This window comes from Enterobacter sp. BNK-34 (assembly GCF_048684445.1).
Taxonomy (GTDB): Bacteria; Pseudomonadota; Gammaproteobacteria; order Enterobacterales; family Enterobacteriaceae; genus Enterobacter; species Enterobacter pseudoroggenkampii.
On sequence record NZ_JBLQUA010000001.1, the window covers coordinates 1069045 to 1090173 of the forward strand.

Here is a 21129-nt window from a genome sequence, read left to right on the forward strand (position 1 = left end):
CAGTTAAGGCCGCGTCGCTCTTCCAGCCCTAACGCCAGACACCACGCGATGTTGATTGTAAGTTCTTTGGCGTAAAGTACACCAAAGGCGGCGAATCATACAGAATTTGACCAACGTATGCAAACTGATCCGCACGCCGCTTTCACTAATGTGTATACTAACGCGCCACTTTTCAAGTCAGGAAGATTCGATGCCCGTCGCTCACGTTGCCCTGCCCGTTCCGCTTCCCCGCACCTTTGACTACCTGCTGCCCGACAGCATGAGCGCCAAAGCGGGCTGTCGCGTGACCGTGCCGTTTGGCAAGCAGCAGCGCGTGGGAATTGTTGTCTCCGTCAGCGATCGAAGCGAACTGCCGCTCAATGAACTGAAGTCGGTGGTTGAGGTGCTCGACAGCGAGCCCGTTTATTCCACCAGCACCTGGCGACTGCTGCTATGGGCGGCGGATTATTATCATCACCCCATTGGCGACGTCCTGTTCCACGCCCTGCCCATCATGCTGCGCCAGGGCAAAAGCGCCAGCCATGCGCCGATGTGGTACTGGTTTGCTACGGAAGATGGCCAGGCCGTCGACATTAACAGCCTCAAGCGCTCACAGAAACAGCAGCAGGCCCTGGCGGCGCTGCGTCAGGGGAAAATCTGGCGGCATCAGATCGACGAACTTGAAGTCAGCGAAACAGCGCTACAGGCATTAAGAAAGAAAGGGTTGAGCGACCTGGCAAGCGAAGCGCCTGCCCTTTACGACTGGCGCGAGAGTTTCTCCGTTTCAGGGGATCGCCTGCGTCTGAATACCGAACAGGCCACCGCCGTGGGCGCGATTCATAGCGCCTCCGATCATTTCTCCGCCTGGCTGCTGGCGGGCGTGACGGGCTCCGGCAAGACGGAAGTCTACCTGAGCGTGCTGGAAAACGTGCTTGCGCAGGGCAAACAGGCGCTGGTGATGGTGCCGGAAATTGGCCTGACGCCGCAAACCATCGCCCGCTTTCGCGAACGCTTTAATGCGCCGGTTGAGGTGCTGCACTCTGGCCTGAACGACAGCGAACGCCTCAGCGCCTGGCTGAAAGCGAAAAACGGCGAAGCGGCGATTGTGATCGGCACTCGCTCGTCGCTGTTTACGCCGTTTAAAAATCTTGGCGTTATCGTGATCGACGAAGAACACGACAGCTCCTATAAACAGCAGGAAGGCTGGCGCTATCACGCCCGCGATCTGGCTGTTTATCGCGCCCACAGCGAGCAAATTCCTATTATTCTCGGCTCCGCCACGCCTGCGCTCGAAACGCTGCACAACGTGCGCCAGCGTAAATACCATATGCTGCGCCTGACGCGTCGCGCGGGGAATGCCCGTCCGGCCATTCAGCACGTACTGGATCTGAAAGGTCAGCAGGTCCAGGCCGGGCTTGCGCCTGCACTGATTACCCGCATGCGCCAGCACCTGCAGGCGGGCAATCAGGTGATCCTGTTTCTTAACCGTCGCGGATTTGCACCCGCCCTGCTGTGCCACGACTGTGGCTGGATTGCCGAGTGCCCGCGCTGCGATCACTACTATACCTTCCACCAGGCCCAGCGGCATTTGCGCTGCCACCACTGCGACAGCCAGCGCCCGGTGCCGCGTCAGTGCCCGTCATGTGGTTCCACGCATATCGTGCCGGTGGGGCTGGGAACGGAACAGCTGGAACAGGCCCTTGCGCCCTTCTTCCCCGACGTGCCCCTGTCCCGCATCGACCGGGACACCACCAGCCGCAAAGGCGCGCTGGAACAGCAGCTGGCGGAAGTGCATCGCGGCGGCGCGCGTATCCTGATTGGTACGCAGATGCTGGCAAAAGGCCACCACTTCCCGGACGTGACGCTGGTCGCCCTGCTGGACGTGGATGGCGCGCTGTTCTCCGCAGATTTCCGCTCAGCCGAGCGCTTCGCCCAGCTGTATACCCAGGTGGCAGGGCGTGCCGGTCGCGCCGGTAAACAGGGTGAAGTAGTGCTGCAAACGCACCATCCTGAGCACCCGCTGCTGCAAACCCTCCTGCACAAAGGCTATGACGCCTTTGCCGAGCAGGCGCTGGCCGAACGCCAGACCATGCAGCTGCCGCCGTGGACCAGCCACGTCATCATCCGCGCGGAAGATCACAACAACCAGCAGGCGCCACTTTTCCTGCAGCAGCTGAGAAACCTCCTGCAGGCCAGCCCGCTGGTGGATAATCAGCTGTGGATTTTGGGCCCGGTGCCGGCACTCGCCCCAAAACGCGGCGGACGTTTCCGCTGGCAAATTTTGCTCCAGCACCCCTCTCGCGTTCGTCTTCAGCACATCGTCAGCGGCGCGCTGGTGCTGATTAACACCCTGCCCGAAGCGCGAAAAGTGAAGTGGGTACTGGACGTCGATCCCATCGAAGGCTGAAGACGGATCGAAAAATTTAACGCTCCTCACACTTTTTATGAAAATTCTGTAACCGATTCCATTAACTATCTGTAAAAATGGTGATGTCAGAAGTTCGGTGTTCAGGCGAGGAGAAGACGTTGAAGTCCAGGAAAGAGGTTGCACCGGCGACCATGAAAGACGTTGCCCAGAAAGCGCAGGTCTCTACGGCAACGGTATCCCGCGCATTAATGAACCCGGATAAAGTCTCCCAGGCGACCCGTAACCGGGTGGAGCAGGCTGCGCTTGAAGTGGGCTATTTCCCACAGGCGATGGGGCGTAACGTCAAACGCAATGAGTCGCGCACCATCCTGGTGATCGTACCGGACATCTGTGACCCTTTCTTCAGCGAGATTATCCGCGGTATTGAAGTCACCGCAGCGGAACAGGGTTACCTGGTGCTGATTGGCGACTGTGCTCACCAGAACCAGCAGGAAAAAACCTTCATCGATCTCATTATCACCAAGCAGATCGACGGCATGCTGCTGCTTGGCTCTCGCCTGCCGTTTGATGCCAGCATTGAAGAGCAGCGTAATTTACCGCCGATGGTCATGGCCAACGAGTTTGCGCCAGAGCTGGAGCTGCCGACGGTCCACATTGATAACCTCACCGCCGCATTCAACGCCGTAAACTATCTCCAGGAACTGGGGCATAAGCGTATTGGCTGTATTGCCGGACCGGAAGAGATGCCGCTGTGTCACTACCGCTTACAGGGCTACGTTCAGGCGCTGCGCCGTACCGGCGTCACCGTCGATCCACACTATATTGCGCGCGGTGATTTTACCTTCGCTGCGGGTGGACAGGCGCTGGAGAAACTTCTGGACCTGCCTGAGCCGCCAACCGCCGTATTTTGTCACAGCGACGTGATGGCGCTGGGTGCATTATCGTATGCCAAACGCCGCGGCCTTCGCATACCGAAAGATTTATCGATCATCGGATTCGATAATATTTCGCTTTCGGAATTTTGCGATCCGCCGCTCTCAACGGTCGCTCAGCCGCGCTATCAAATCGGCCGCGAAGCAATGCTTCTGCTGCTGGATCAGCTTCACGGTCAAACAGTTAGCAGCGGCTCGCGGTTGCTGGACTGCGAACTGATTGTTCGCGGCACGACCCAGGCATTGACTTAAAGTAAACGTCTTTCGGATACCCTTATCTGGTCAAAGCCCCGCCGCTTAAGTAACATGGCGGGCTGACGAACGAATAAATACAGCGAAACGATAGTGGCACAACGAGATTATGTACGTCGCGGCCAGCCGGCACCTTCGCGACGCAAAAAGAGTAGCTCAAGGAAAAAGCAACGTAACCTGCCTGCTGTCTCGCCAGCAATGGTCGCTATTGCTGCGGCTGTAGTCGTCGCCTTTATTGGTGGCCTGTACTTTATCACGCACCATAAAAAAGAAGAGTCTGAGGCGCTTCAGGCCAGTAAAGTCGCCGGAAACGGCCTTCCTCCGAAGCCTGAAGAGCGCTGGCGCTATATCAAAGAGCTGGAAAGCCGTCAGCCTGGGGTACGTGCGCCAACCGAACCTTCTGCGGGTGGTGAAGTACAGAATGCGAATCAGCTGACGGATGAACAGCGTCAGCTGCTGGCACAAATGCAGGCCGATATGCGCCAGCAGCCTACGCAGCTGAACGAAGTGCCGTGGAATGAACAGACGCCAGCGCAGCGCCAGCAAACGCTGCAGCGACGTCAGGCACAACAGCAGATTCAGCAGCAACAGCAGCAGCAGTGGGCGCAAACCCAGCCGGTGCAGCAGCCTAAAGCGCAGCCGCGGGTAACGGAACAACCATACCAGCAGCAGACGCGTACGGTGCAGTCTCAGCCTGTCCAACAGCAGCCGAAAACGCAGCCGCAGAAACAGGCGGCTCAGCCGTATCAGGATCTGCTCCAGACGCCAGCGCATACCACCGCGCAGCAGCCGAAAACGCAGCAGGCCGCACCGGTCACCAAAGAGACCGAAGCGCCGAAGCAGACGACCGAGAAAAAAGATGAGCGCCGCTGGATGGTACAGTGCGGTTCGTTCAAAGGTGCCGAGCAGGCGGAAACGGTACGTGCTCAGCTGGCCTTTGAAGGGTTTGATTCGCGTATTACCACCAATAACGGCTGGAATCGCGTGGTGATTGGTCCGGTCAAAGGCAAAGAAAATGCCGATGGCACCATTTCGCGTTTGAAAGTCGCCGGCCACACAAACTGCATTCGACTCGCCTCCGGGGGTTGAAACCCCCGAAATCCCCCCCATCTATCATTTAATTCAGCCCTGAGCACAGGCTCAGGGCTTCTGTTTCCCGATTCTGTAACCAGGGGGTCTGCTCGTGACAACAATAGTAAGTGTACGCCGTAACGGCCATGTGGTAATCGCCGGTGATGGCCAGGCCACGCTGGGTAATACCGTCATGAAAGGCAACGTGAAGAAAGTGCGCCGTCTCTACAACGACAAAGTGATCGCCGGTTTTGCAGGCGGCACGGCGGATGCCTTCACGCTGTTTGAACTGTTTGAACGCAAACTGGAAATGCACCAGGGTCATCTGGTGAAAGCTGCCGTTGAGCTGGCGAAAGACTGGCGTACCGACCGCATGCTGCGCAAGCTCGAAGCGCTGCTGGCGGTAGCCGATGAGACCGCATCGCTTATCATCACCGGTAACGGTGACGTGATTCAGCCGGAAAATGACCTGATTGCCATCGGCTCTGGCGGCCCTTATGCCCAGGCTGCAGCCCGCGCGCTGTTGGAAAATACCGACATGAACGCGCGTGATATCGCGGTGAAGGCGTTGGATATTGCAGGTGATATCTGCATCTATACCAACCACAACCACACCATCGAAGAATTGACCTCCAAAGCGTAAGGATCTCCCATGTCTGAAATGACCCCACGCGAAATTGTCAGCGAACTGAACAAACACATTATCGGCCAGGATAACGCCAAGCGCTCCGTGGCTATCGCCCTGCGTAACCGCTGGCGTCGTATGCAGCTTGACGAAGAGCTGCGCCACGAAGTCACGCCGAAGAACATTCTGATGATCGGCCCGACCGGCGTCGGTAAAACCGAAATCGCCCGTCGTCTGGCGAAGCTGGCCAACGCGCCGTTCATCAAAGTTGAAGCCACCAAGTTCACCGAAGTGGGCTACGTGGGTAAAGAAGTGGACTCCATCATCCGCGATCTGACCGACTCGGCGATCAAAATGGTGCGCGTCCAGGCGATCGAGAAAAACCGCTATCGCGCGGAAGAGATGGCCGAAGAGCGCATTCTCGACGTGCTGATCCCACCGGCAAAAAACAACTGGGGCCAGGCAGAACAGCAGGCGGAACCGTCCGCTGCGCGTCAGGCGTTCCGCAAGAAACTGCGTGAAGGCCAGCTGGACGACAAAGAGATTGAGATCGATCTCGCTGCCGCACCAATGGGTGTGGAAATCATGGCGCCTCCGGGCATGGAAGAGATGACCAGCCAGCTGCAGTCCATGTTCCAGAACCTGGGCGGCCAGAAGCAGAAAGCGCGTAAGCTGAAAATTAAAGACGCAATGAAGCTGCTGATTGAAGAAGAAGCCGCGAAGCTGGTGAATCCGGAAGAGCTGAAGCAGGACGCTATCGACGCGGTTGAGCAGCACGGCATCGTGTTTATCGACGAGATCGACAAAATCTGTAAGCGCGGCGGCAACAGCTCCGGCCCGGATGTGTCCCGCGAAGGCGTTCAGCGCGACCTGCTGCCGCTGGTTGAAGGCTGCACCGTCTCCACCAAGCACGGCATGGTGAAAACGGACCACATCCTGTTTATCGCATCAGGTGCCTTCCAGGTTGCCAGCCCGTCGGATCTGATCCCGGAACTGCAGGGCCGTCTGCCTATCCGCGTTGAGCTGCAGGCGCTGACCACCGAAGATTTCGAACGTATCCTGACTGAGCCAAACGCCTCTGCTACCGTACAGTACAAAGCGCTGATGGCGACCGAAGGCGTGAACCTCGAGTTCACCGAAGACGGTATCAAACGTATTGCCCAGGCTGCATGGCAGGTGAACGAAACCACCGAAAACATCGGTGCGCGTCGTCTGCATACCGTGCTGGAACGCCTGGTCGAAGATATCTCTTACGACGCGAGCGACCTGAACGGTCAAACCGTTACCATTGACGCAGAATATGTGAGTAAACATCTGGATGCGTTAGTGGCAGATGAAGATCTGAGCCGTTTTATCCTATAATCGCGGTTACTGGATTCTCATCACGTTTAATGGGGGCTAATGCCCCCATTTTTATTGGCTAAATACTTATGACTGACATCAGCCGTACTCAGGCGTGGCTCGAAAGTCTGCGCCCTAAAACACTTCCTCTGGCCTTTGCCGCGATTATCGTCGGCACCGCCCTTGCCTGGTGGCAGGGTTATTTTGATCCGCTGGTCGCCGCGCTGGCATTGATTACCGCCGGCCTGCTGCAAATCCTCTCCAATCTCGCCAACGACTACGGTGACGCGGTAAAAGGCAGCGACAAGCCGGACCGCATAGGGCCACTGCGCGGAATGCAGAAAGGGGTGATTACCCAGGCGCAGATGAAGCGCGCGCTGATTATCACCGTGGTGCTGATCTGTGCATCCGGCCTGGCGCTGGTGACGGTGGCATCTAAGACTCCCAGCGATTTCATTGGCTTCCTGGTGCTGGGTTTACTGGCCATTATCGCAGCCATTACCTACACCGTCGGCACGCGTCCTTACGGTTATATTGGGCTCGGTGATATCTCCGTACTGGTTTTCTTCGGCTGGCTGAGCGTGATGGGAAGCTGGTACCTGCAGGCGCATACGGTGATCCCTGCCCTGTTCCTGCCCGCGACCGCCTGCGGCCTGCTGGCGACGGCGGTGCTCAACATCAATAACCTGCGCGACATCGACAGCGATCGCGAGAATGGCAAAAATACTCTGGCGGTTCGTCTTGGGCCGGTCAATGCCCGCCGTTATCATGCCTGCCTGCTCACTGGCGCGCTGGTTTGCCTGGCGCTGTTTAACCTGATTTCGTTGCAGAGCGTGTGGGGCTGGCTGTTTGTGCTTGCCGCGCCGCTGCTGATTAAGCAGGCTCGCTTTGTGATGCGTGAGCTCAGCCCGTCCGCCATGCCGCCGATGCTGGAGCGCACGGTAAAAGGCGCGCTGCTGACTAACCTGTTGTTCGTCATCGGGATTGTCTTAAGCCAGACGCTCAGTTAGCTGACAAATATCAATTAACAATTGATGATTTTGCCAACAACGCATTTCGCACGATATACTGAACACATTCGCAGCAACTGAGCGTTAAACCTATGAAATACGATACCTCCGAGCTTTGTGACATCTACCAGGAAGATGTCAACGTCGTTGAACCGCTGTTCTCCAACTTTGGTGGGCGGTCGTCGTTTGGCGGACAGATCGTCACGGTGAAATGTTTCGAGGACAACGGGTTGCTGTACGATCTGCTCGAACAGAACGGCCGCGGCCGCGTACTGGTGGTCGATGGCGGCGGTTCCGTGCGCCGTGCATTGATTGATGCTGAGTTGGCCGGCATTGCCGTCCAGAATGAATGGGAAGGCCTTGTGGTATACGGCTCCGTGCGCCAGGTGGACGATCTGGAAGACCTGGATATCGGAATTCAGGCCATCGCGGCCATACCGGTAGGGGCGGCGGGTGACGGCATCGGCGAAAGCGACGTGCGCGTCAATTTCGGCGGCGTGACCTTCTTCTCCGGCGACCATCTCTACGCCGATAATACCGGCATTATCCTTTCCGAAGATCCGCTGGATATCGAGTAGTAAAACCGTAAGCGTGAACCATAAAAAAACCGCCAACAGCAATGTGGCGGTTTTTTTTGTCCCTCGGGATTCGCGGTCCGTTGGGAAGTCTACAGACTAACACCAAGGAACTTCATCATACTCTCGTCTAAACCTTGGGCAACCCCTCAGAACCTTTATAAAATCCTAATTGTCTATGAAAACCTTAACGCTATGGTTGATGCTCTTTATGATACAGCGTCCCTTTCCGCCATCTCGCAAATGGGCATCGGTCCAGGGAAAGGTGTATTCACTACCGTAAAGCAGGCTAACACCAGGGCTTTTTATGGTTGGATGTCAGTCAGCGAGAACCATAAAAAAAGCCGGGTAGCGGCATCGCCTTACCCGGCCTGTTCAGTTCATCCCAATGGGAATTAGACTTCTTCCATACGTCCCAGCAGCGCCTGCAGGCGATCCTGCCAGCCGTTCTGCTGTTCGCGCAGCTGGTTGTTTTCGCGCTCCAGTTCTTCGCGGCCGTGCTGCGCGTTCTGAACTTCCTGCGCCAGGCTGTTGTTCTTCTCTTTCAGCTCTTCAATTTCCATCTGCAGCAGGGTGATGGTGTCAATCGCCTGCTGTACTTTCGATTCCAGTTTCTCAAACACTTCTAAAGACATGATGCTACCTCTCCTGAATTGCAAGGCGACGCTTTAACATAAACGCGCACGACATATACCGTCGATTGTATGGAGCGCGGCGCTCTGTGTCCAGCGACACACCGCGCAGATCGCGGTTTGCAACACTTTTAGGTCTGGTCCTGGTGCGTTCGCGTCATATACCCCTAAATTCTTAACTGATTCGTTAATGAAATGATTCAGCTCACATTCCTGTACCGATCCTGTACTGCTGCAAAAATGTGCTTTATGGCGCGAAAACGCTCATTTTATTGACACAGACCACACATTTTGATTTCGATATTTCTCGTTTTTGCTCGTTAACGATAAATTAACACTATGTCTACAGGGCATCGTGGCTGTCACGGGCGGCCATGCTAACAATAAACATCAATTTCTTCAGGATTCCGATTATGAGTCAGACATCAACCTTAAAAGGCCAGTGCATTGCCGAGTTCCTTGGTACCGGGTTGTTGATATTCTTCGGAGTGGGCTGTGTCGCTGCACTGAAAGTGGCGGGTGCCAGTTTTGGTCAGTGGGAAATCAGTATCATCTGGGGTCTGGGCGTGGCGATGGCCATCTACCTGACCGCAGGAGTGTCTGGTGCACATCTTAACCCGGCGGTGACAATCGCACTGTGGCTGTTCGCGTGCTTCGACGGACGCAAAGTTGTTCCTTTCATTCTTTCTCAGTTTGCCGGCGCGTTTTGCGCAGCGGCGTTAGTTTACGGGCTTTATTACAATCTTTTCATCGACTTCGAACAGACGCATCATATGGTGCGCGGCAGCGTCGAAAGTCTGGATCTGGCAGGCATCTTCTCAACCTACCCAAACCCGCATATCAATTTTGTGCAGGCGTTCGCAGTTGAAATGGTGATTACCGCTATTCTGATGGGCGTTATCCTGGCGCTGACCGACGACGGAAACGGCATTCCGCGCGGCCCGCTGGCCCCCTTGCTGATTGGCCTGCTGATTGCGGTGATTGGCGCCTCCATGGGCCCGCTGACCGGCTTCGCGATGAACCCGGCACGTGATATCGGACCAAAAGCGTTCGCCTTCATCGCAGGCTGGGGCGACGTCGCCTTCACCGGAGGCAAAGACATTCCTTACTTCCTGGTACCGCTGTTTGCGCCGGTTGTCGGGGCTGCGCTGGGTGCGTTCAGCTACCGCAAATTAATTGGTCGCCATTTACCGTGCGACACCTGTGTGGAAGAGGAGAAGGAAACGACTTCTACCGCACAACAAAAAGCTTCGCTGTAATCTGACTACGGGACACATACCATGACCGAAAAAAAATATATCGTTGCGCTCGACCAGGGCACTACCAGCTCCCGCGCTGTCGTAATGGATCATGACGCGAACATCGTCAGCGTGTCACAGCGCGAATTTGAGCAAATTTATCCTCGTCCAGGCTGGGTAGAACACGACCCGATGGAGATCTGGGCGTCACAAAGCTCCACGCTGGTCGAAGTGCTGGCGAAAGCCGATATCAGTTCCGACGAGATTGCCGCGATTGGTATCACTAACCAGCGTGAAACGACGATTGTCTGGGAACGTGAAACCGGTAAGCCTATTTACAACGCCATCGTCTGGCAGTGCCGCCGTACCTCTGAGATCTGCGAACAGCTGAAGCGCGACGGCATGGAAGAGTACGTGCGCAGCGCCACCGGTCTGGTGGTTGACCCGTATTTCTCCGGCACCAAAGTGAAATGGATCCTCGACCATGTGGAAGGTTCACGCGAGCGTGCTAAACGCGGCGAGCTGCTGTTCGGTACCGTTGACACCTGGCTCATCTGGAAGATGACCCAGGGACGCGTTCACGTCACCGACTACACCAACGCCTCGCGCACCATGCTGTTCAACATCAACACCCTGGAGTGGGATGACAAGATGCTGGACGCCCTGGATATCCCACGCGCCATGCTGCCTGAAGTGCGCAAGTCTTCAGAAGTGTACGGTCAGACCAACATCGGCGGTAAAGGCGGCACCCGTATTCCTATCGCCGGTATTGCCGGTGACCAGCAGGCGGCGCTGTTCGGCCAGCTGTGCGTCAAAGAAGGGATGGCGAAGAACACCTACGGCACAGGCTGCTTTATGCTGATGAACACCGGCGAGAAAGCGGTGAAATCAGAAAACGGTCTGCTGACTACCATCGCCTGCGGCCCGCGCGGCGAAGTGAACTATGCCCTGGAAGGTGCGGTGTTCATGGCCGGCGCGTCTATCCAGTGGCTGCGCGACGAGATGAAGCTGATCAGCGATGCGTTCGATTCCGAGTACTTCGCGACCAAAGTGAAAGACACCAACGGCGTGTACGTGGTACCTGCGTTCACCGGTCTGGGCGCACCGTACTGGGATCCGTATGCACGCGGCGCGATTTTCGGCCTGACGCGCGGTGTGAACTCTAACCACATTATTCGCGCCACCCTGGAATCCATCGCCTACCAGACGCGAGACGTGCTGGAAGCGATGCAGGCTGACTCCGGCATTCGTCTGCACGCCCTGCGCGTGGACGGCGGTGCGGTCGCGAATAACTTCCTGATGCAGTTCCAGTCCGACATTCTGGGCACCCGCGTTGAGCGTCCTGAAGTGCGTGAAGTGACGGCGCTGGGCGCGGCGTATCTTGCCGGTCTGGCGGTAGGCTTCTGGCAGAACCTGGACGAGCTGCAGGAAAAAGCGGTGATCGAACGCGAATTCCGCCCGGGCATTGAAACCACCGAGCGTAACTTCCGCTACAGCGGCTGGAAGAAAGCGGTGAAACGCGCCCTGGCGTGGGAAGAGCACGACGAGTAAGTCCCCCAAAGGGGAGAGGGGACTTAAAACCCCCCTCCCCACTCTGTGATAAACTTCGTGCAATTCCTTTTGATTGCACGAGTACCTCATGAAACGTGAACTTGCTATCGAGTTTTCCCGCGTCACCGAAGCGGCCGCCCTTGCAGGCTATAAATGGCTGGGTCGTGGCGACAAAAATACCGCAGACGGCGCAGCCGTCCATGCCATGCGCATTGTCCTTAACCAGGTTAACATCGACGGCACCATCGTGATCGGCGAAGGCGAGATCGACGAAGCGCCAATGCTCTATATTGGTGAAAAAGTCGGTACCGGCAAAGGCGATGCCGTGGATATCGCCGTCGACCCGATCGAAGGTACCCGCATGACGGCGATGGGTCAGGCCAATGCCCTGGCGGTGCTGGCCGTGGGCGATAAGGGCTGCTTCCTTAACGCGCCGGATATGTACATGGAAAAGCTGATTGTCGGGCCTGGCGCAAAGGGCGCAATCGACCTCAGCCTGCCGCTGGAAGAGAACCTGCACAACATCGCCAAAGCCCTGGGCAAACCCCTTAGCGAACTGACCGTGACGATTCTGGCCAAACCGCGTCACGACGCCACCATCGCGCAGATGCAAAAGCTCGGCGTGCGCGTATTTGCTATTCCTGACGGTGACGTTGCCGCCTCGATCCTGACCTGCATGCCGGACAGCGAAGTAGACGTGCTGTACGGCATCGGCGGCGCGCCGGAAGGTGTCGTCTCTGCGGCAGTGATCCGCGCGCTGGACGGCGACATGCAGGCTCGTCTGCTGCCCCGTCATGAGGTAAAAGGCGACAGCGAAGAGAACCGCCGTATCGGGGAAAACGAGCTGGCGCGCTGCGAAGCGATGGGCATCGAGGCCAATAAAGTGCTGGCTCTGGACGAGATGGCCCGTAGCGACAACGTTGTCTTCTCCGCGACCGGCATCACCAAAGGCGATCTGCTGGACGGTATCACCCGCAAGGGCAATATGGCGACCACCGAAACGCTGCTGATCCGCGGTAAATCGCGCACCATTCGCCGCATCCAGTCTATCCACTATCTCGACCGCAAAGACCCGGACGTACAGACGCACATTCTGTAAAACCGTTTGATCGATAGAGCTTTCCGGCCCTGACGGGCTGGAAATTGTCACCACAAGTACGGAAGATAGAACAGAGAAACAGCACAGGAGAAGATCATGGCGGACTGGGTAACAGGTAAAGTCACGAAAATAGAGTTCTGGACCGATGCGCTATTTAGTCTCACCGTCCATGCTCCCGTCCACCCGTTTAAAGCCGGGCAATTCGCCAAGCTGGGGCTGGATGTCGACGGCGAGCGCGTGCAGCGCGCCTACTCTTACGTTAACGCGCCTGATAACCCGGATCTCGAGTTCTATCTGGTCACCGTTCCGGACGGTAAGCTCAGCCCGCGTCTTGCCGCCCTCAAGCCCGGCGACGACGTGCAAATTGTGAGTGAAGCGGCAGGCTTCTTTGTGCTCGAAGAGATCCCTGATTGTGACACGCTCTGGATGCTGGCAACCGGCACGGCCATCGGCCCTTATCTCTCTATTTTGCAGTACGGCAAAGATCTGGAGCGCTTTAAAAACATCGTGCTGGTGCACGCTGCGCGCTACGCTGCAGACCTGAGCTACCTGCCGCAGATGCAGGCGCTGGAACAGCAGTACGGCGGAAAGTTAAAGATTCAGACGGTGGTCAGCCGTGAAACCGTAGCAGGAGCGCTTACCGGTCGCGTGCCGGCGTTAATTGAGAGTGGAGCCCTGGAGGACGCGGTAGGTTTGCCGCTGAACGCTGAAACCAGCCACGTCATGCTGTGTGGCAATCCGCAGATGGTTCGCGACACGCAGCAGCTTCTGAAGGATACCCGGCAGATGACGAAACATCTTCGCCGCCGACCGGGCCATATGACCGCCGAACACTACTGGTGATCAGCGGTACTTCACCTCAACGGTATCTTTACCGTATTTGTTTTCGCTCTGGGTGCCAATAAACGCGCCCAGATCGACAATCATCATCACGAAGATGACCGACGGCAGCAGCCTGCCCACAACCCACGGCAGGATGGACGGCAGCATCGCCCAGTTTCCCGCCACCAGCATCCACGCCAGAATAATCAGAAATGCCCACGCGCCGGAACGTCCGCGATCGTGCAGCCGTTTCACGACGACAGCCGCCGTTGGCCATAGCAGACAGACCAGCGCGAAGGCCGCCGTTTGCGTGCTTAGCCATGCGTTATAGGCAACGAAAAACAGAAGCAGCATGGCGACAATCCACGTCACCATCCAGATCCAGAAATCACGGCGTCCAATACGCCCTTTGAACGAAAACAGCCACTGCTGTATGGTCATGTAAGGTTCCTTATTATCGTATAGCGCGCATTTTACCCTGGAGTTGTGACCTTTTGACAAGCCGACCAGATATCGTTTTAATCATGAGCACTTACGGCCAGGGGCAATGTTGATGAAAAGTTCGGCACGTTCTCTCTTCCTGTGTTTAGCGCTGCTCAGCGTGGGTTATCCCCTGCACGCCGCCGAAACCACTGCCCCGACCACAGCTCCGTATCTGCTGGCGGGCGCGCCGTCATTCGATCAGTCCATCAGCGAGTTTCGTGAAACCTTCAATCAGGCCAACCCTACGCTGCCGCTGGATGAGTTTCGTGCCATCGATGGCCCCCGCGACACGCCTACCCTGACCCGTGCGGCAAGCAAGATTAACGAGAATTTGTATGCCTCCACGGCGCTGGAGCGCGGGACGTTAAAAATCAAAAGCATGCAAATCACCTGGCTGCCAATACAGGGGCCAGAGCAGAAAGCCGCTAAGGCGAAAGCGCTGGAGTACATGAGCGCGGTATTGCAGGCCTTTACCCCTGCGCTGACGAAAAAGCAAAGTCAGCAAAAGCTGCAAAAACTCCTTACCGCCGGGAAAAACAAGCGTTACTACGCCGATACCGAAGGCGCGATCCGCTATGTTGTAGCGGACAACGGCGAAAAAGGACTGACCTTCGCTGTTGAACCGATTAAGCTGGCACTATCTGACACTCTCGACGGGGCGAATTAATGACAAAAAGCAAAGCCTTTCGAGGGAAAATCTCTATACTGATTCACAGACCATGCTGCCCGACAGGGTGGCCATATTCCTTAATTCGCTTATTGAGCGTGGAGAATTGAAATGCGACATCCTTTAGTGATGGGTAACTGGAAACTGAACGGCAGCCGCCACATGGTAAACGAACTGGTTGCGAACCTGCGTAAAGAGCTGGCTGGCGTGACGGGCTGCGCGGTTGCTATCGCTCCGCCGGATATGTACCTGGATCTGGCTAAACACGCCGCTGACGGCAGCCACATCATTCTGGGCGCGCAGAACGTTGACGTTAACCTGTCTGGCGCGTTCACCGGTGAAACCTCCGCTGAAATGCTGAAAGATATCGGCGCGAAATACATCATCATCGGCCACTCCGAGCGTCGCACCTATCACAAAGAATCTGACGAGTTCATCGCGAAGAAATTCGCCGTGCTGAAAGAGCAGGGTCTGATCCCGGTTCTGTGCATCGGTGAAACCGAAGCAGAAAACGAAGCGGGTAAAACCGAAGAAGTGTGCGCACGTCAGATCGACGCAGTGCTGAAAACCCAGGGCGCGGCAGCGTTCGAAGGCGCGGTTATCGCTTACGAGCCAGTCTGGGCGATCGGTACCGGCAAATCAGCAACCCCTGCGCAGGCTCAGGCGGTTCACAAATTCATCCGTGACCACATTGCGAAAGCTGACGCCAAAGTCGCTGAGCAAGTGATCATCCAGTACGGCGGTTCCGTAAACGCCTCCAACGCTGCTGAGCTGTTCACCCAGCCAGACATCGATGGCGCGCTGGTTGGCGGTGCATCCCTGAAAGCGGACGCTTTCGCGGTGATCGTTAAAGCGGCAGAAGCGGCTAAACAGGCGTAATTGCCTTTGTGGCGGGTGGCGCTTGCGCTTACCCGCCCTACAAAAACGCTACAACTTACCTAACACGCTAAACCACAGATAATCCAGCGGCAGCAGCACCAGATAAGTTGCCACCGCCAGCGCCAGACAAAGCACCATCCCCGCCCTTGCAGGCACCTTCCCGAGCCCCATCGCCACCACAATCGGCGACGCCTGATACGGCAGCAGCGGCGTAGAATAGCCCAGCACCTGAATCATGATCACCGACAGCAGCGGGAAACCGGTCGCATCCGAGAAGCTCTGCGCCAGGGTGGTGTAAAGCGCCGGCACGCCGTTGGCGGTCATAATGAAGTTGAGTGCGGTGGTAATACCGGTCAGCGCCAGGAAACTGGTGAACGGTCGGTCTGCATTCAGCGGCATAATGCGGAGCAACGCCTCGCCCACCGCCGTTCCGATGCCGGTTTGGGTCACGACGATCGCCAGCCCCAAAATACCGGCAACGTAGATACAGGTGCGCATATTCACCCCCGCAGAAAACTCCTCCCCGGTGATAAAACCTATACGCGGTAGCATAACGATGATCGACGCCGCCAGCCCCGTCCACGCGGGTCCCACGCCGTGCCAGCTCTCCGTCACCCACATCCCCAGCACCACCGCCAGCAGCCAGGCGAGACGCTTTTCGTCCCGCCCCATAGGCTCAGAGGGCGCCTGTTCCTTCGGCGGTTTCGGGCTACCGGGAAATAGCCAGCAGATCAGGCCAATCAGGATCAGGCCTTTGAGAATGCCCAGCACCGGCGTGTGCAGCAGCAGATATGGGACATAGTTCAGATGGATGCCGTACGAACCTTCCGCAGCACCGCTCATCACCAGATTAGGGACGTTAGCGGGCAGAATCGTCGCCGATAGCTGGAAAGTCCCGAACCCTACCGCCAGCGCCAGACCAAACCAGGCGCGGGAGCCGTCGGCGATACCGGCGCGTTTTGCCATCGCCGCGACAATTGGCATCAGCAGCGCAATTCGTCCCATGTTCGACGGCATCACAAACGCCAGCGCATAGCTCAGCAGCACCACGCTCGCTACCATTAATACCCAGGAGTCGGTGAGCTTTGACGACAGCGCCCGGGCGGCCCTGTCCGCCAGTCCGGTTTTACGGATCGCCACGCCGAGCACAAAGCCGCTGAATACCAGCCAGAAAGCCGACGAGGCAAAACCGCCGAAGATGACCTCCGGCGGGGCGATTCTGGCGGTCATCGCCGCCGTGAAGAACAGCAGCGCGGTGATGAATTCCGGCAATAGCGACGTCGCCCACAGAACGATGGTGACGCCAACAATCAGTGAGGGTAGCAGCAGAGGATACGTTAACCAGAGCGACATACCTGTCTCCTGTAGAATTTTTCAGCAAGTCTACGGTGACAGGCAGCCCGAGTAAACGCGATTTATGGTGGGGTTACTTCAGGATAGCGCATTGATGATCCTGCAATTCCTCTGCCGACGCGCGGTTGAGCATCAACAGATTGCGCTCGGTCGCCAGCAACACAAACGAGCCATCCGACTGCTGCGTCATCGCCAGGGCAAAGCGCCCCATATGGTCGCGCGCTTCCGGCAGCTCTTCAGCCAGCATTATGAACGGGCTGCGCTGCACCAGTTCATTTTCCGTCACCCGGCGAGCAAGATACTCATGTCCTTCCAGCCCTCCGGGAAGAGGCAGCCACTGGGTGCTGATTTCTCCCTGTGCCGCGTTGAGCTTCTCGCGCACGTCCGGGCGCAGGCAGGAGATATGAATATGGAAATGGTTCTGCGTGCGCCCTGTCGGCGAGTTAATCGTCAGCGAAATGGCGCTGTCAGGCACCTCGGAGCCGCGCTTCAGGGTCATAAAGCTGCGCGACTGCCAGGCCAGCCAGAAAAAGTTCGGAGTATGAGATTCGGTCAAAAGCGGGCTTTCGGTGCCGTTGATGCGGTAGGTTGGCATCAGCAGGTACTGCAGCGGCCCGTTGCGATCTTTAAACACCACGTAGCCTGCGTCCGTTTTCACCTGCGCACACGGTGCCGGGTTACGGTTCTGGATCTGATTCGGCACACACTGGTCGAGAACGATATGTCGCAACGCATTCGGATTACCCGCTTTCATCCAGTACACGCCGCCAGCTGCCAGGGCGATGACAATGAGGAGCAATAAGATAATTTTTTTCACAACGCGTTCCCTGTTTTCAATAGAGGCAAAAGAGTAACGCAAAATGATGACCAAATAAAAAACCCGGCGGATTTCTCACGCCGGGTCACCGTGTCATGGGCTAATGGGTTAGCGCTGGCTGATCTGGTCGAAGGTGCCGCCGTTAGAGAAGTGCTCTTTCTGCGCTTTGGTCCAGCCACCGAACTCGTCATCAATGGTGAAGAGTTTCAGTTTAGGGAATACGCTTTCGTATTTCTTCGCAACGGCCGGATCGCGTGGACGATAGAAGTTTTTCGCCGCAATTTCCTGGCCTTCTGGCGAGTACAGATACTTCAGGTAGGCTTCCGCCACCGCTTTGGTATCTTTCTTCTCAACCACTTTATCGACCACGGAGACGGTCGGCTCAGCCAGAATCGATTCGCTTGGGGTCACGATCTCGAATTTGTCTTTACCCAGTTCGTTAGTGGCCAGCAGGGCTTCGTTTTCCCATGCGATCAGCACGTCGCCAATCCCACGCTCGACGAAGGTGTTGGTGGCGCCACGTGCGCCGGAGTCCAGCACCTCAACGTTTTTATACAGCGCTTTCACGAATTCCTGCGCTTTGGCCTGGTCGCCATTGTTATGGTGCAGCGCGTAGCCCCATGCGCCCAGGTAGTTCCAGCGAGCGCCGCCAGAGCTTTTCGGGTTAGGCGTGATGACTGACACGCCCGGCTTAATCAGGTCATTCCAGTCATGGATCTGTTTCGGGTTGCCTTTACGTACCAGGAAAACGATGGTCGACGTGTATGGCGCGGAGTTATCCGGCAGGCGTTTGATCCAGTTTTTGTCGATACGGCCACGCTCGGCGATCGCGTCAACATCGTAGGCCAGCGCCAGGGTCACCACGTCGGCTTCAATCCCGTTGATAACGGAGGTCGCCTGCTTGCCAGAACCACCGTGAGACTGGCGAACCACGACGTTGTCGCCGGTTTCCTGTTTCCAGTGTGCCGCAAACGCTTTGTTGTATTGCTCGTACAGCTCACGCGTCGGGTCGTATGACACGTTCAGTAACTGGATGTCCTTAGCCAGAACGCTGGTCGATGCCAGCAATAATGTTAAACCCACGCCCCATTTATTCATCGCCCAGCTCTCTTGTGTAGTGTTTTGATGAATGCAGCGTGCCAGAAAGCGATTCAAGGATTAAAGAATAAAAAAAGATTGGCTATAACGGAGTGGAATAAAAAAGCGTGCACACATAAAAAAGCCGGGTGGCGGCTTCGCCTTACCCGGCCTACGAACCGTGCTTTTGTAGGCCCGGTAAGCGCAGCGCCACCGGGCAAAAAACGCCGATCAGTACAGTTTTTTCGCGCAGTCCAGCCAGTCACCTTTGAACGGACGCTTCATATTTTCAATCGCATCGATGATGTCATGGTGAACCAGTTTTTCGTTCTGAATACCGACGCAGCGGCCGCCGTGACCCTGCAGAAGCAGATCGATAGCGTACGCGCCCATACGAGACGCCAGAATACGGTCGTAAGGGCCTGGGGAACCGCCACGCTGGATGTGACCCAGTACGGTCGCGCGGGTTTCGCGTTTGGTTTCGGCTTCGATGTACTTCGCCAGCTCGTCAACGTCACAGATGTGCTCGGTGATAGCCACGATTGCGTGTTTTTTACCCTTCGCGATGCCCGCTTTGATTTCAGCCACTAGATCTTCACGGCTAAATTCGACTTCTGGCACGACGATAAATTCGCAACCGCCCGCAATGGCTGCCGCCAGGGTCAGGTCGCCGCAGTAACGGCCCATCACTTCAACGATAGAGATACGCTGGTGAGAAGACGAGGTGTCACGCAGACGGTCAATCGCTTCAACAACGGTACCCAGCGCGGTAAAGAAGCCGATAGTGTAGTCAGTACCTTTGATGTCGTTGTCGATGGTGCCCGGCAGACCGATGCACGGGAAACCCATTTCGGTCAGACGTTTTGCACCCATGTAGGAGCCGTCACCACCGATAACCACCAGGGCGTCCAGGCCGCGTTTCTTCATGTTTTCGATAGCCACTTCACGAACGTGTTCATCACGGAATTCCGGGAAGCGCGCAGAACCGAGGAAAGTACCGCCACGGTTGATCATGTCAGACACGCTGTAACGGTCGAGCTGAACCATACGATCTTCATACAGGCCCAGATAACCGTCATAAACGCCAAAAACTTCCAGGCCTTCCGTCAGCGCTGCACGGACAACACCACGAATTGCCGCGTTCATGCCCGGCGCATCACCGCCGCTTGTCAACACACCGATTTTCTTAATCATGACTACCTCTGAACTTAGGAATGCAAAATTGAAATCTGTTGCCGGAAGAAACTTATCGACCAACGAATACTGCAAATAGTATATCAATCCCTTCCAGCTGAATTGATTCAGGTCAGACCAAATGGCGGTAATTTATACACAAAATGCTGGCCTGGCTCACTTTTTTACAACGAATTACGAAAGCCCAACATGACCGGGTACAACCGAGCAGGGATCCTGGTGAATGATGACGTCTGAACCAGGAAAACGCTGCAAAATCGCCTGCTCGACCTGCTCAGCTATCACGTGAGCCTGAACCAGTGGCAGGTTGTCTTCCATTTCAATGTGAATCTGAATAAAGCGGGTCGGCCCTGACTGCCGCGTTCGAAGATCGTGTGCACCGCTGACGCCGGGCCAGGAGGTCACGATAGAAAAAATTTCATTACGTTCTGAGTCCGGGAGGGCGCGGTCAAGCAGTGATTGCACCGCTTCATACCCCATCCGCAGGGCGCTATATAAAATATAGATACCAATCCCTAACGCAAACAACGCATCGGCCCGATGCCAGCCATACCAGGCCAGACCGAGCGCAATAAGAATAGCCCCATTCATCATAACATCAGATTGATAATGAAGCATATCTGCCCGTACAGCCTGACTTTGCGTTTTGCGCACAACCCAGCGCTGGAACGTTACCAGAACAAGTGTGCATATAAGCGCGACAATCGTCACAACGACGCCGACGCCGGGATCGTTCATCGGTGTCGGTGAGACGAGATGCTGAATGCCGGTGAGAAACAAGAACAGCGCAGAACCGGATATAAACATGCTTTGCGCCAGCGCGGCCAGCGACTCCGCTTTACCGTGCCCAAAGGTGTGCTCTTCATCCGCTGGCTGCAGCGAGTAACGCACCACCAGCAGGTTGGTCAGCGAGGCGGCAATATCCACCAGCGAGTCCACCAGCGCCGCCAGAATACTGACCGAACCGGTATACCACCACGCGAAAACTTTGATGACCAGCAAGCACGACGCCATTACCGTCGCGGCCATGGCGGCCCGGTTTACCAGTCTTCCATAGGATTGATTCATAAACGCTCCTGTCATGTCATGCCGCTAGTATAACGGAAGCATGTGGAGTCGAAGGATGAATAAACGGTTAACAAATCAGAATGCGGGGCAAAAAAA

The 21129-nt window shown here is 56.4% G+C and carries 20 protein-coding genes; 13 read left to right on the forward strand and 7 right to left on the reverse strand.

Annotated features, from left to right (window positions below; genetic code table 11):
* Window positions 1-190 precede the first annotated feature (190 nt).
* From priA to rraA, 7 genes are all read left to right on the forward strand, one after another.
* Window positions 191-2386 (forward strand): primosomal protein N', encoded by a 2196-nt coding sequence (gene priA, locus ACMGG5_RS05390; RefSeq protein ID WP_061716297.1) that lies wholly within the window; start codon window positions 191-193, stop codon window positions 2384-2386.
* 119 nt (window positions 2387-2505) lie between these two features.
* The gene (cytR, locus tag ACMGG5_RS05395) at window positions 2506-3531 is read left to right on the forward strand and encodes a DNA-binding transcriptional regulator CytR (protein WP_023309683.1); all 1026 of its coding nucleotides are present in this window, start codon (window positions 2506-2508) and stop codon (window positions 3529-3531) included.
* A gap of 93 nt (window positions 3532-3624) precedes the next feature.
* Window positions 3625-4620 carry a cell division protein FtsN gene (gene ftsN, locus ACMGG5_RS05400; RefSeq protein ID WP_148769941.1) on the forward strand — a complete coding sequence of 332 codons (996 nt, stop codon included), beginning with the start codon at window positions 3625-3627 and terminating at the stop codon, window positions 4618-4620.
* 94 nt (window positions 4621-4714) lie between these two features.
* The gene (hslV, locus tag ACMGG5_RS05405) at window positions 4715-5245 is read left to right on the forward strand and encodes an ATP-dependent protease subunit HslV (RefSeq protein WP_008501802.1); all 531 of its coding nucleotides are present in this window, start codon (window positions 4715-4717) and stop codon (window positions 5243-5245) included.
* A 9-nt stretch (window positions 5246-5254) separates the two neighbouring features.
* The gene (hslU, locus tag ACMGG5_RS05410; protein WP_023309685.1) at window positions 5255-6589 is read left to right on the forward strand and encodes an HslU--HslV peptidase ATPase subunit; all 1335 of its coding nucleotides are present in this window, start codon (window positions 5255-5257) and stop codon (window positions 6587-6589) included.
* 68 nt (window positions 6590-6657) lie between these two features.
* Entirely contained in the window at window positions 6658-7578 is a 921-nt protein-coding gene (menA, locus tag ACMGG5_RS05415) for a 1,4-dihydroxy-2-naphthoate polyprenyltransferase (protein WP_032648463.1), read from the forward strand.
* Between the two features lie 92 nt (window positions 7579-7670).
* Window positions 7671-8156 carry a ribonuclease E activity regulator RraA gene (rraA, locus tag ACMGG5_RS05420; protein ID WP_023309687.1) on the forward strand — a complete coding sequence of 162 codons (486 nt, stop codon included), beginning with the start codon at window positions 7671-7673 and terminating at the stop codon, window positions 8154-8156.
* A gap of 392 nt (window positions 8157-8548) precedes the next feature.
* Here the strand turns inward: rraA and zapB are convergent, their stop codons facing one another.
* Window positions 8549-8788 carry a septal ring assembly protein ZapB gene (gene zapB, locus ACMGG5_RS05425; protein ID WP_010436935.1) on the reverse strand — a complete coding sequence of 80 codons (240 nt, stop codon included), beginning with the start codon at window positions 8786-8788 and terminating at the stop codon, window positions 8549-8551.
* 410 nt (window positions 8789-9198) lie between these two features.
* Between zapB and ACMGG5_RS05430 the strand changes: the two genes are divergently transcribed.
* The 4 genes from ACMGG5_RS05430 to fpr all read left to right on the forward strand — a co-directional run bounded on the left by ACMGG5_RS05430 (window position 9199) and on the right by fpr (window position 13516).
* Window positions 9199-10044, forward strand: coding sequence for an MIP/aquaporin family protein (locus ACMGG5_RS05430; RefSeq protein WP_014885705.1), 846 nt, complete (start codon window positions 9199-9201; stop codon window positions 10042-10044).
* A 21-nt stretch (window positions 10045-10065) separates the two neighbouring features.
* Complete coding sequence (glpK, locus tag ACMGG5_RS05435; protein WP_014885706.1) at window positions 10066-11574, forward strand: glycerol kinase GlpK; 1509 nt, start codon at window positions 10066-10068, stop codon at window positions 11572-11574.
* Window positions 11575-11662: 88 nt separating this feature from the next.
* The gene (glpX, locus tag ACMGG5_RS05440; protein WP_032662725.1) at window positions 11663-12673 is read left to right on the forward strand and encodes a class II fructose-bisphosphatase; all 1011 of its coding nucleotides are present in this window, start codon (window positions 11663-11665) and stop codon (window positions 12671-12673) included.
* A 96-nt stretch (window positions 12674-12769) separates the two neighbouring features.
* Window positions 12770-13516 (forward strand): ferredoxin--NADP(+) reductase, encoded by a 747-nt coding sequence (gene fpr, locus ACMGG5_RS05445; protein WP_061716293.1) that lies wholly within the window; start codon window positions 12770-12772, stop codon window positions 13514-13516.
* Here fpr and ACMGG5_RS05450 read toward each other — a convergent pair whose 3' ends face one another.
* Complete coding sequence (locus tag ACMGG5_RS05450; protein ID WP_023333860.1) at window positions 13517-13936, reverse strand: DUF805 domain-containing protein; 420 nt, start codon at window positions 13934-13936, stop codon at window positions 13517-13519. It lies immediately after the preceding gene.
* A gap of 112 nt (window positions 13937-14048) precedes the next feature.
* Between ACMGG5_RS05450 and ACMGG5_RS05455 the strand changes: the two genes are divergently transcribed.
* Window positions 14049-14645 (forward strand): DUF1454 family protein, encoded by a 597-nt coding sequence (locus ACMGG5_RS05455; RefSeq protein ID WP_024909195.1) that lies wholly within the window; start codon window positions 14049-14051, stop codon window positions 14643-14645.
* A gap of 111 nt (window positions 14646-14756) precedes the next feature.
* Window positions 14757-15524, forward strand: coding sequence for a triose-phosphate isomerase (gene tpiA, locus ACMGG5_RS05460; protein WP_014172206.1), 768 nt, complete (start codon window positions 14757-14759; stop codon window positions 15522-15524).
* Between the two features lie 48 nt (window positions 15525-15572).
* Here tpiA and ACMGG5_RS05465 read toward each other — a convergent pair whose 3' ends face one another.
* The 5 genes from ACMGG5_RS05465 to fieF all read right to left on the reverse strand — a co-directional run bounded on the left by ACMGG5_RS05465 (window position 15573) and on the right by fieF (window position 21033).
* Window positions 15573-16877: an SLC13 family permease gene (locus ACMGG5_RS05465; protein WP_208763354.1), complete on the reverse strand. Its 1305-nt coding sequence runs from the start codon at window positions 16875-16877 to the stop codon at window positions 15573-15575.
* 73 nt (window positions 16878-16950) lie between these two features.
* Window positions 16951-17694 carry a CDP-diacylglycerol diphosphatase gene (locus ACMGG5_RS05470; RefSeq protein WP_420277589.1) on the reverse strand — a complete coding sequence of 248 codons (744 nt, stop codon included), beginning with the start codon at window positions 17692-17694 and terminating at the stop codon, window positions 16951-16953.
* A gap of 108 nt (window positions 17695-17802) precedes the next feature.
* Window positions 17803-18792 carry a sulfate ABC transporter substrate-binding protein gene (locus ACMGG5_RS05475; RefSeq protein ID WP_024909198.1) on the reverse strand — a complete coding sequence of 330 codons (990 nt, stop codon included), beginning with the start codon at window positions 18790-18792 and terminating at the stop codon, window positions 17803-17805.
* Between the two features lie 210 nt (window positions 18793-19002).
* A complete protein-coding gene (gene pfkA, locus ACMGG5_RS05480; protein WP_023309696.1) occupies window positions 19003-19965 on the reverse strand; it encodes a 6-phosphofructokinase in 963 nt (320 codons plus the stop codon).
* Window positions 19966-20139: 174 nt separating this feature from the next.
* Window positions 20140-21033 carry a CDF family cation-efflux transporter FieF gene (fieF, locus tag ACMGG5_RS05485; RefSeq protein ID WP_024909199.1) on the reverse strand — a complete coding sequence of 298 codons (894 nt, stop codon included), beginning with the start codon at window positions 21031-21033 and terminating at the stop codon, window positions 20140-20142.
* Window positions 21034-21129: the final 96 nt, after the last annotated feature.

What these genes read in the sequence shown, in the direction of transcription:
- priA (WP_061716297.1), top strand. Translation starts at nt 191, where the DNA reads ATGCCCGTCGCTCACGTTGCCCTGCCCGTTCCGCTTCCCCGCACCTTT.
- hslU (WP_023309685.1), top strand. Translation starts at nt 5,255, where the DNA reads ATGTCTGAAATGACCCCACGCGAAATTGTCAGCGAACTGAACAAACAC.
- menA (WP_032648463.1), top strand. Translation starts at nt 6,658, where the DNA reads ATGACTGACATCAGCCGTACTCAGGCGTGGCTCGAAAGTCTGCGCCCT.
- rraA (WP_023309687.1), top strand. Translation starts at nt 7,671, where the DNA reads ATGAAATACGATACCTCCGAGCTTTGTGACATCTACCAGGAAGATGTC.
- zapB (WP_010436935.1), bottom strand. Translation starts at nt 8,788, where the DNA reads ATGTCTTTAGAAGTGTTTGAGAAACTGGAATCGAAAGTACAGCAGGCG.
- ACMGG5_RS05430 (WP_014885705.1), top strand. Translation starts at nt 9,199, where the DNA reads ATGAGTCAGACATCAACCTTAAAAGGCCAGTGCATTGCCGAGTTCCTT.
- glpK (WP_014885706.1), top strand. Translation starts at nt 10,066, where the DNA reads ATGACCGAAAAAAAATATATCGTTGCGCTCGACCAGGGCACTACCAGC.
- glpX (WP_032662725.1), top strand. Translation starts at nt 11,663, where the DNA reads ATGAAACGTGAACTTGCTATCGAGTTTTCCCGCGTCACCGAAGCGGCC.
- fpr (WP_061716293.1), top strand. Translation starts at nt 12,770, where the DNA reads ATGGCGGACTGGGTAACAGGTAAAGTCACGAAAATAGAGTTCTGGACC.
- ACMGG5_RS05450 (WP_023333860.1), bottom strand. Translation starts at nt 13,936, where the DNA reads ATGACCATACAGCAGTGGCTGTTTTCGTTCAAAGGGCGTATTGGACGC.
- ACMGG5_RS05455 (WP_024909195.1), top strand. Translation starts at nt 14,049, where the DNA reads ATGAAAAGTTCGGCACGTTCTCTCTTCCTGTGTTTAGCGCTGCTCAGC.
- tpiA (WP_014172206.1), top strand. Translation starts at nt 14,757, where the DNA reads ATGCGACATCCTTTAGTGATGGGTAACTGGAAACTGAACGGCAGCCGC.
- ACMGG5_RS05465 (WP_208763354.1), bottom strand. Translation starts at nt 16,877, where the DNA reads ATGTCGCTCTGGTTAACGTATCCTCTGCTGCTACCCTCACTGATTGTT.
- ACMGG5_RS05475 (WP_024909198.1), bottom strand. Translation starts at nt 18,792, where the DNA reads ATGAATAAATGGGGCGTGGGTTTAACATTATTGCTGGCATCGACCAGC.
- pfkA (WP_023309696.1), bottom strand. Translation starts at nt 19,965, where the DNA reads ATGATTAAGAAAATCGGTGTGTTGACAAGCGGCGGTGATGCGCCGGGC.
- fieF (WP_024909199.1), bottom strand. Translation starts at nt 21,033, where the DNA reads ATGAATCAATCCTATGGAAGACTGGTAAACCGGGCCGCCATGGCCGCG.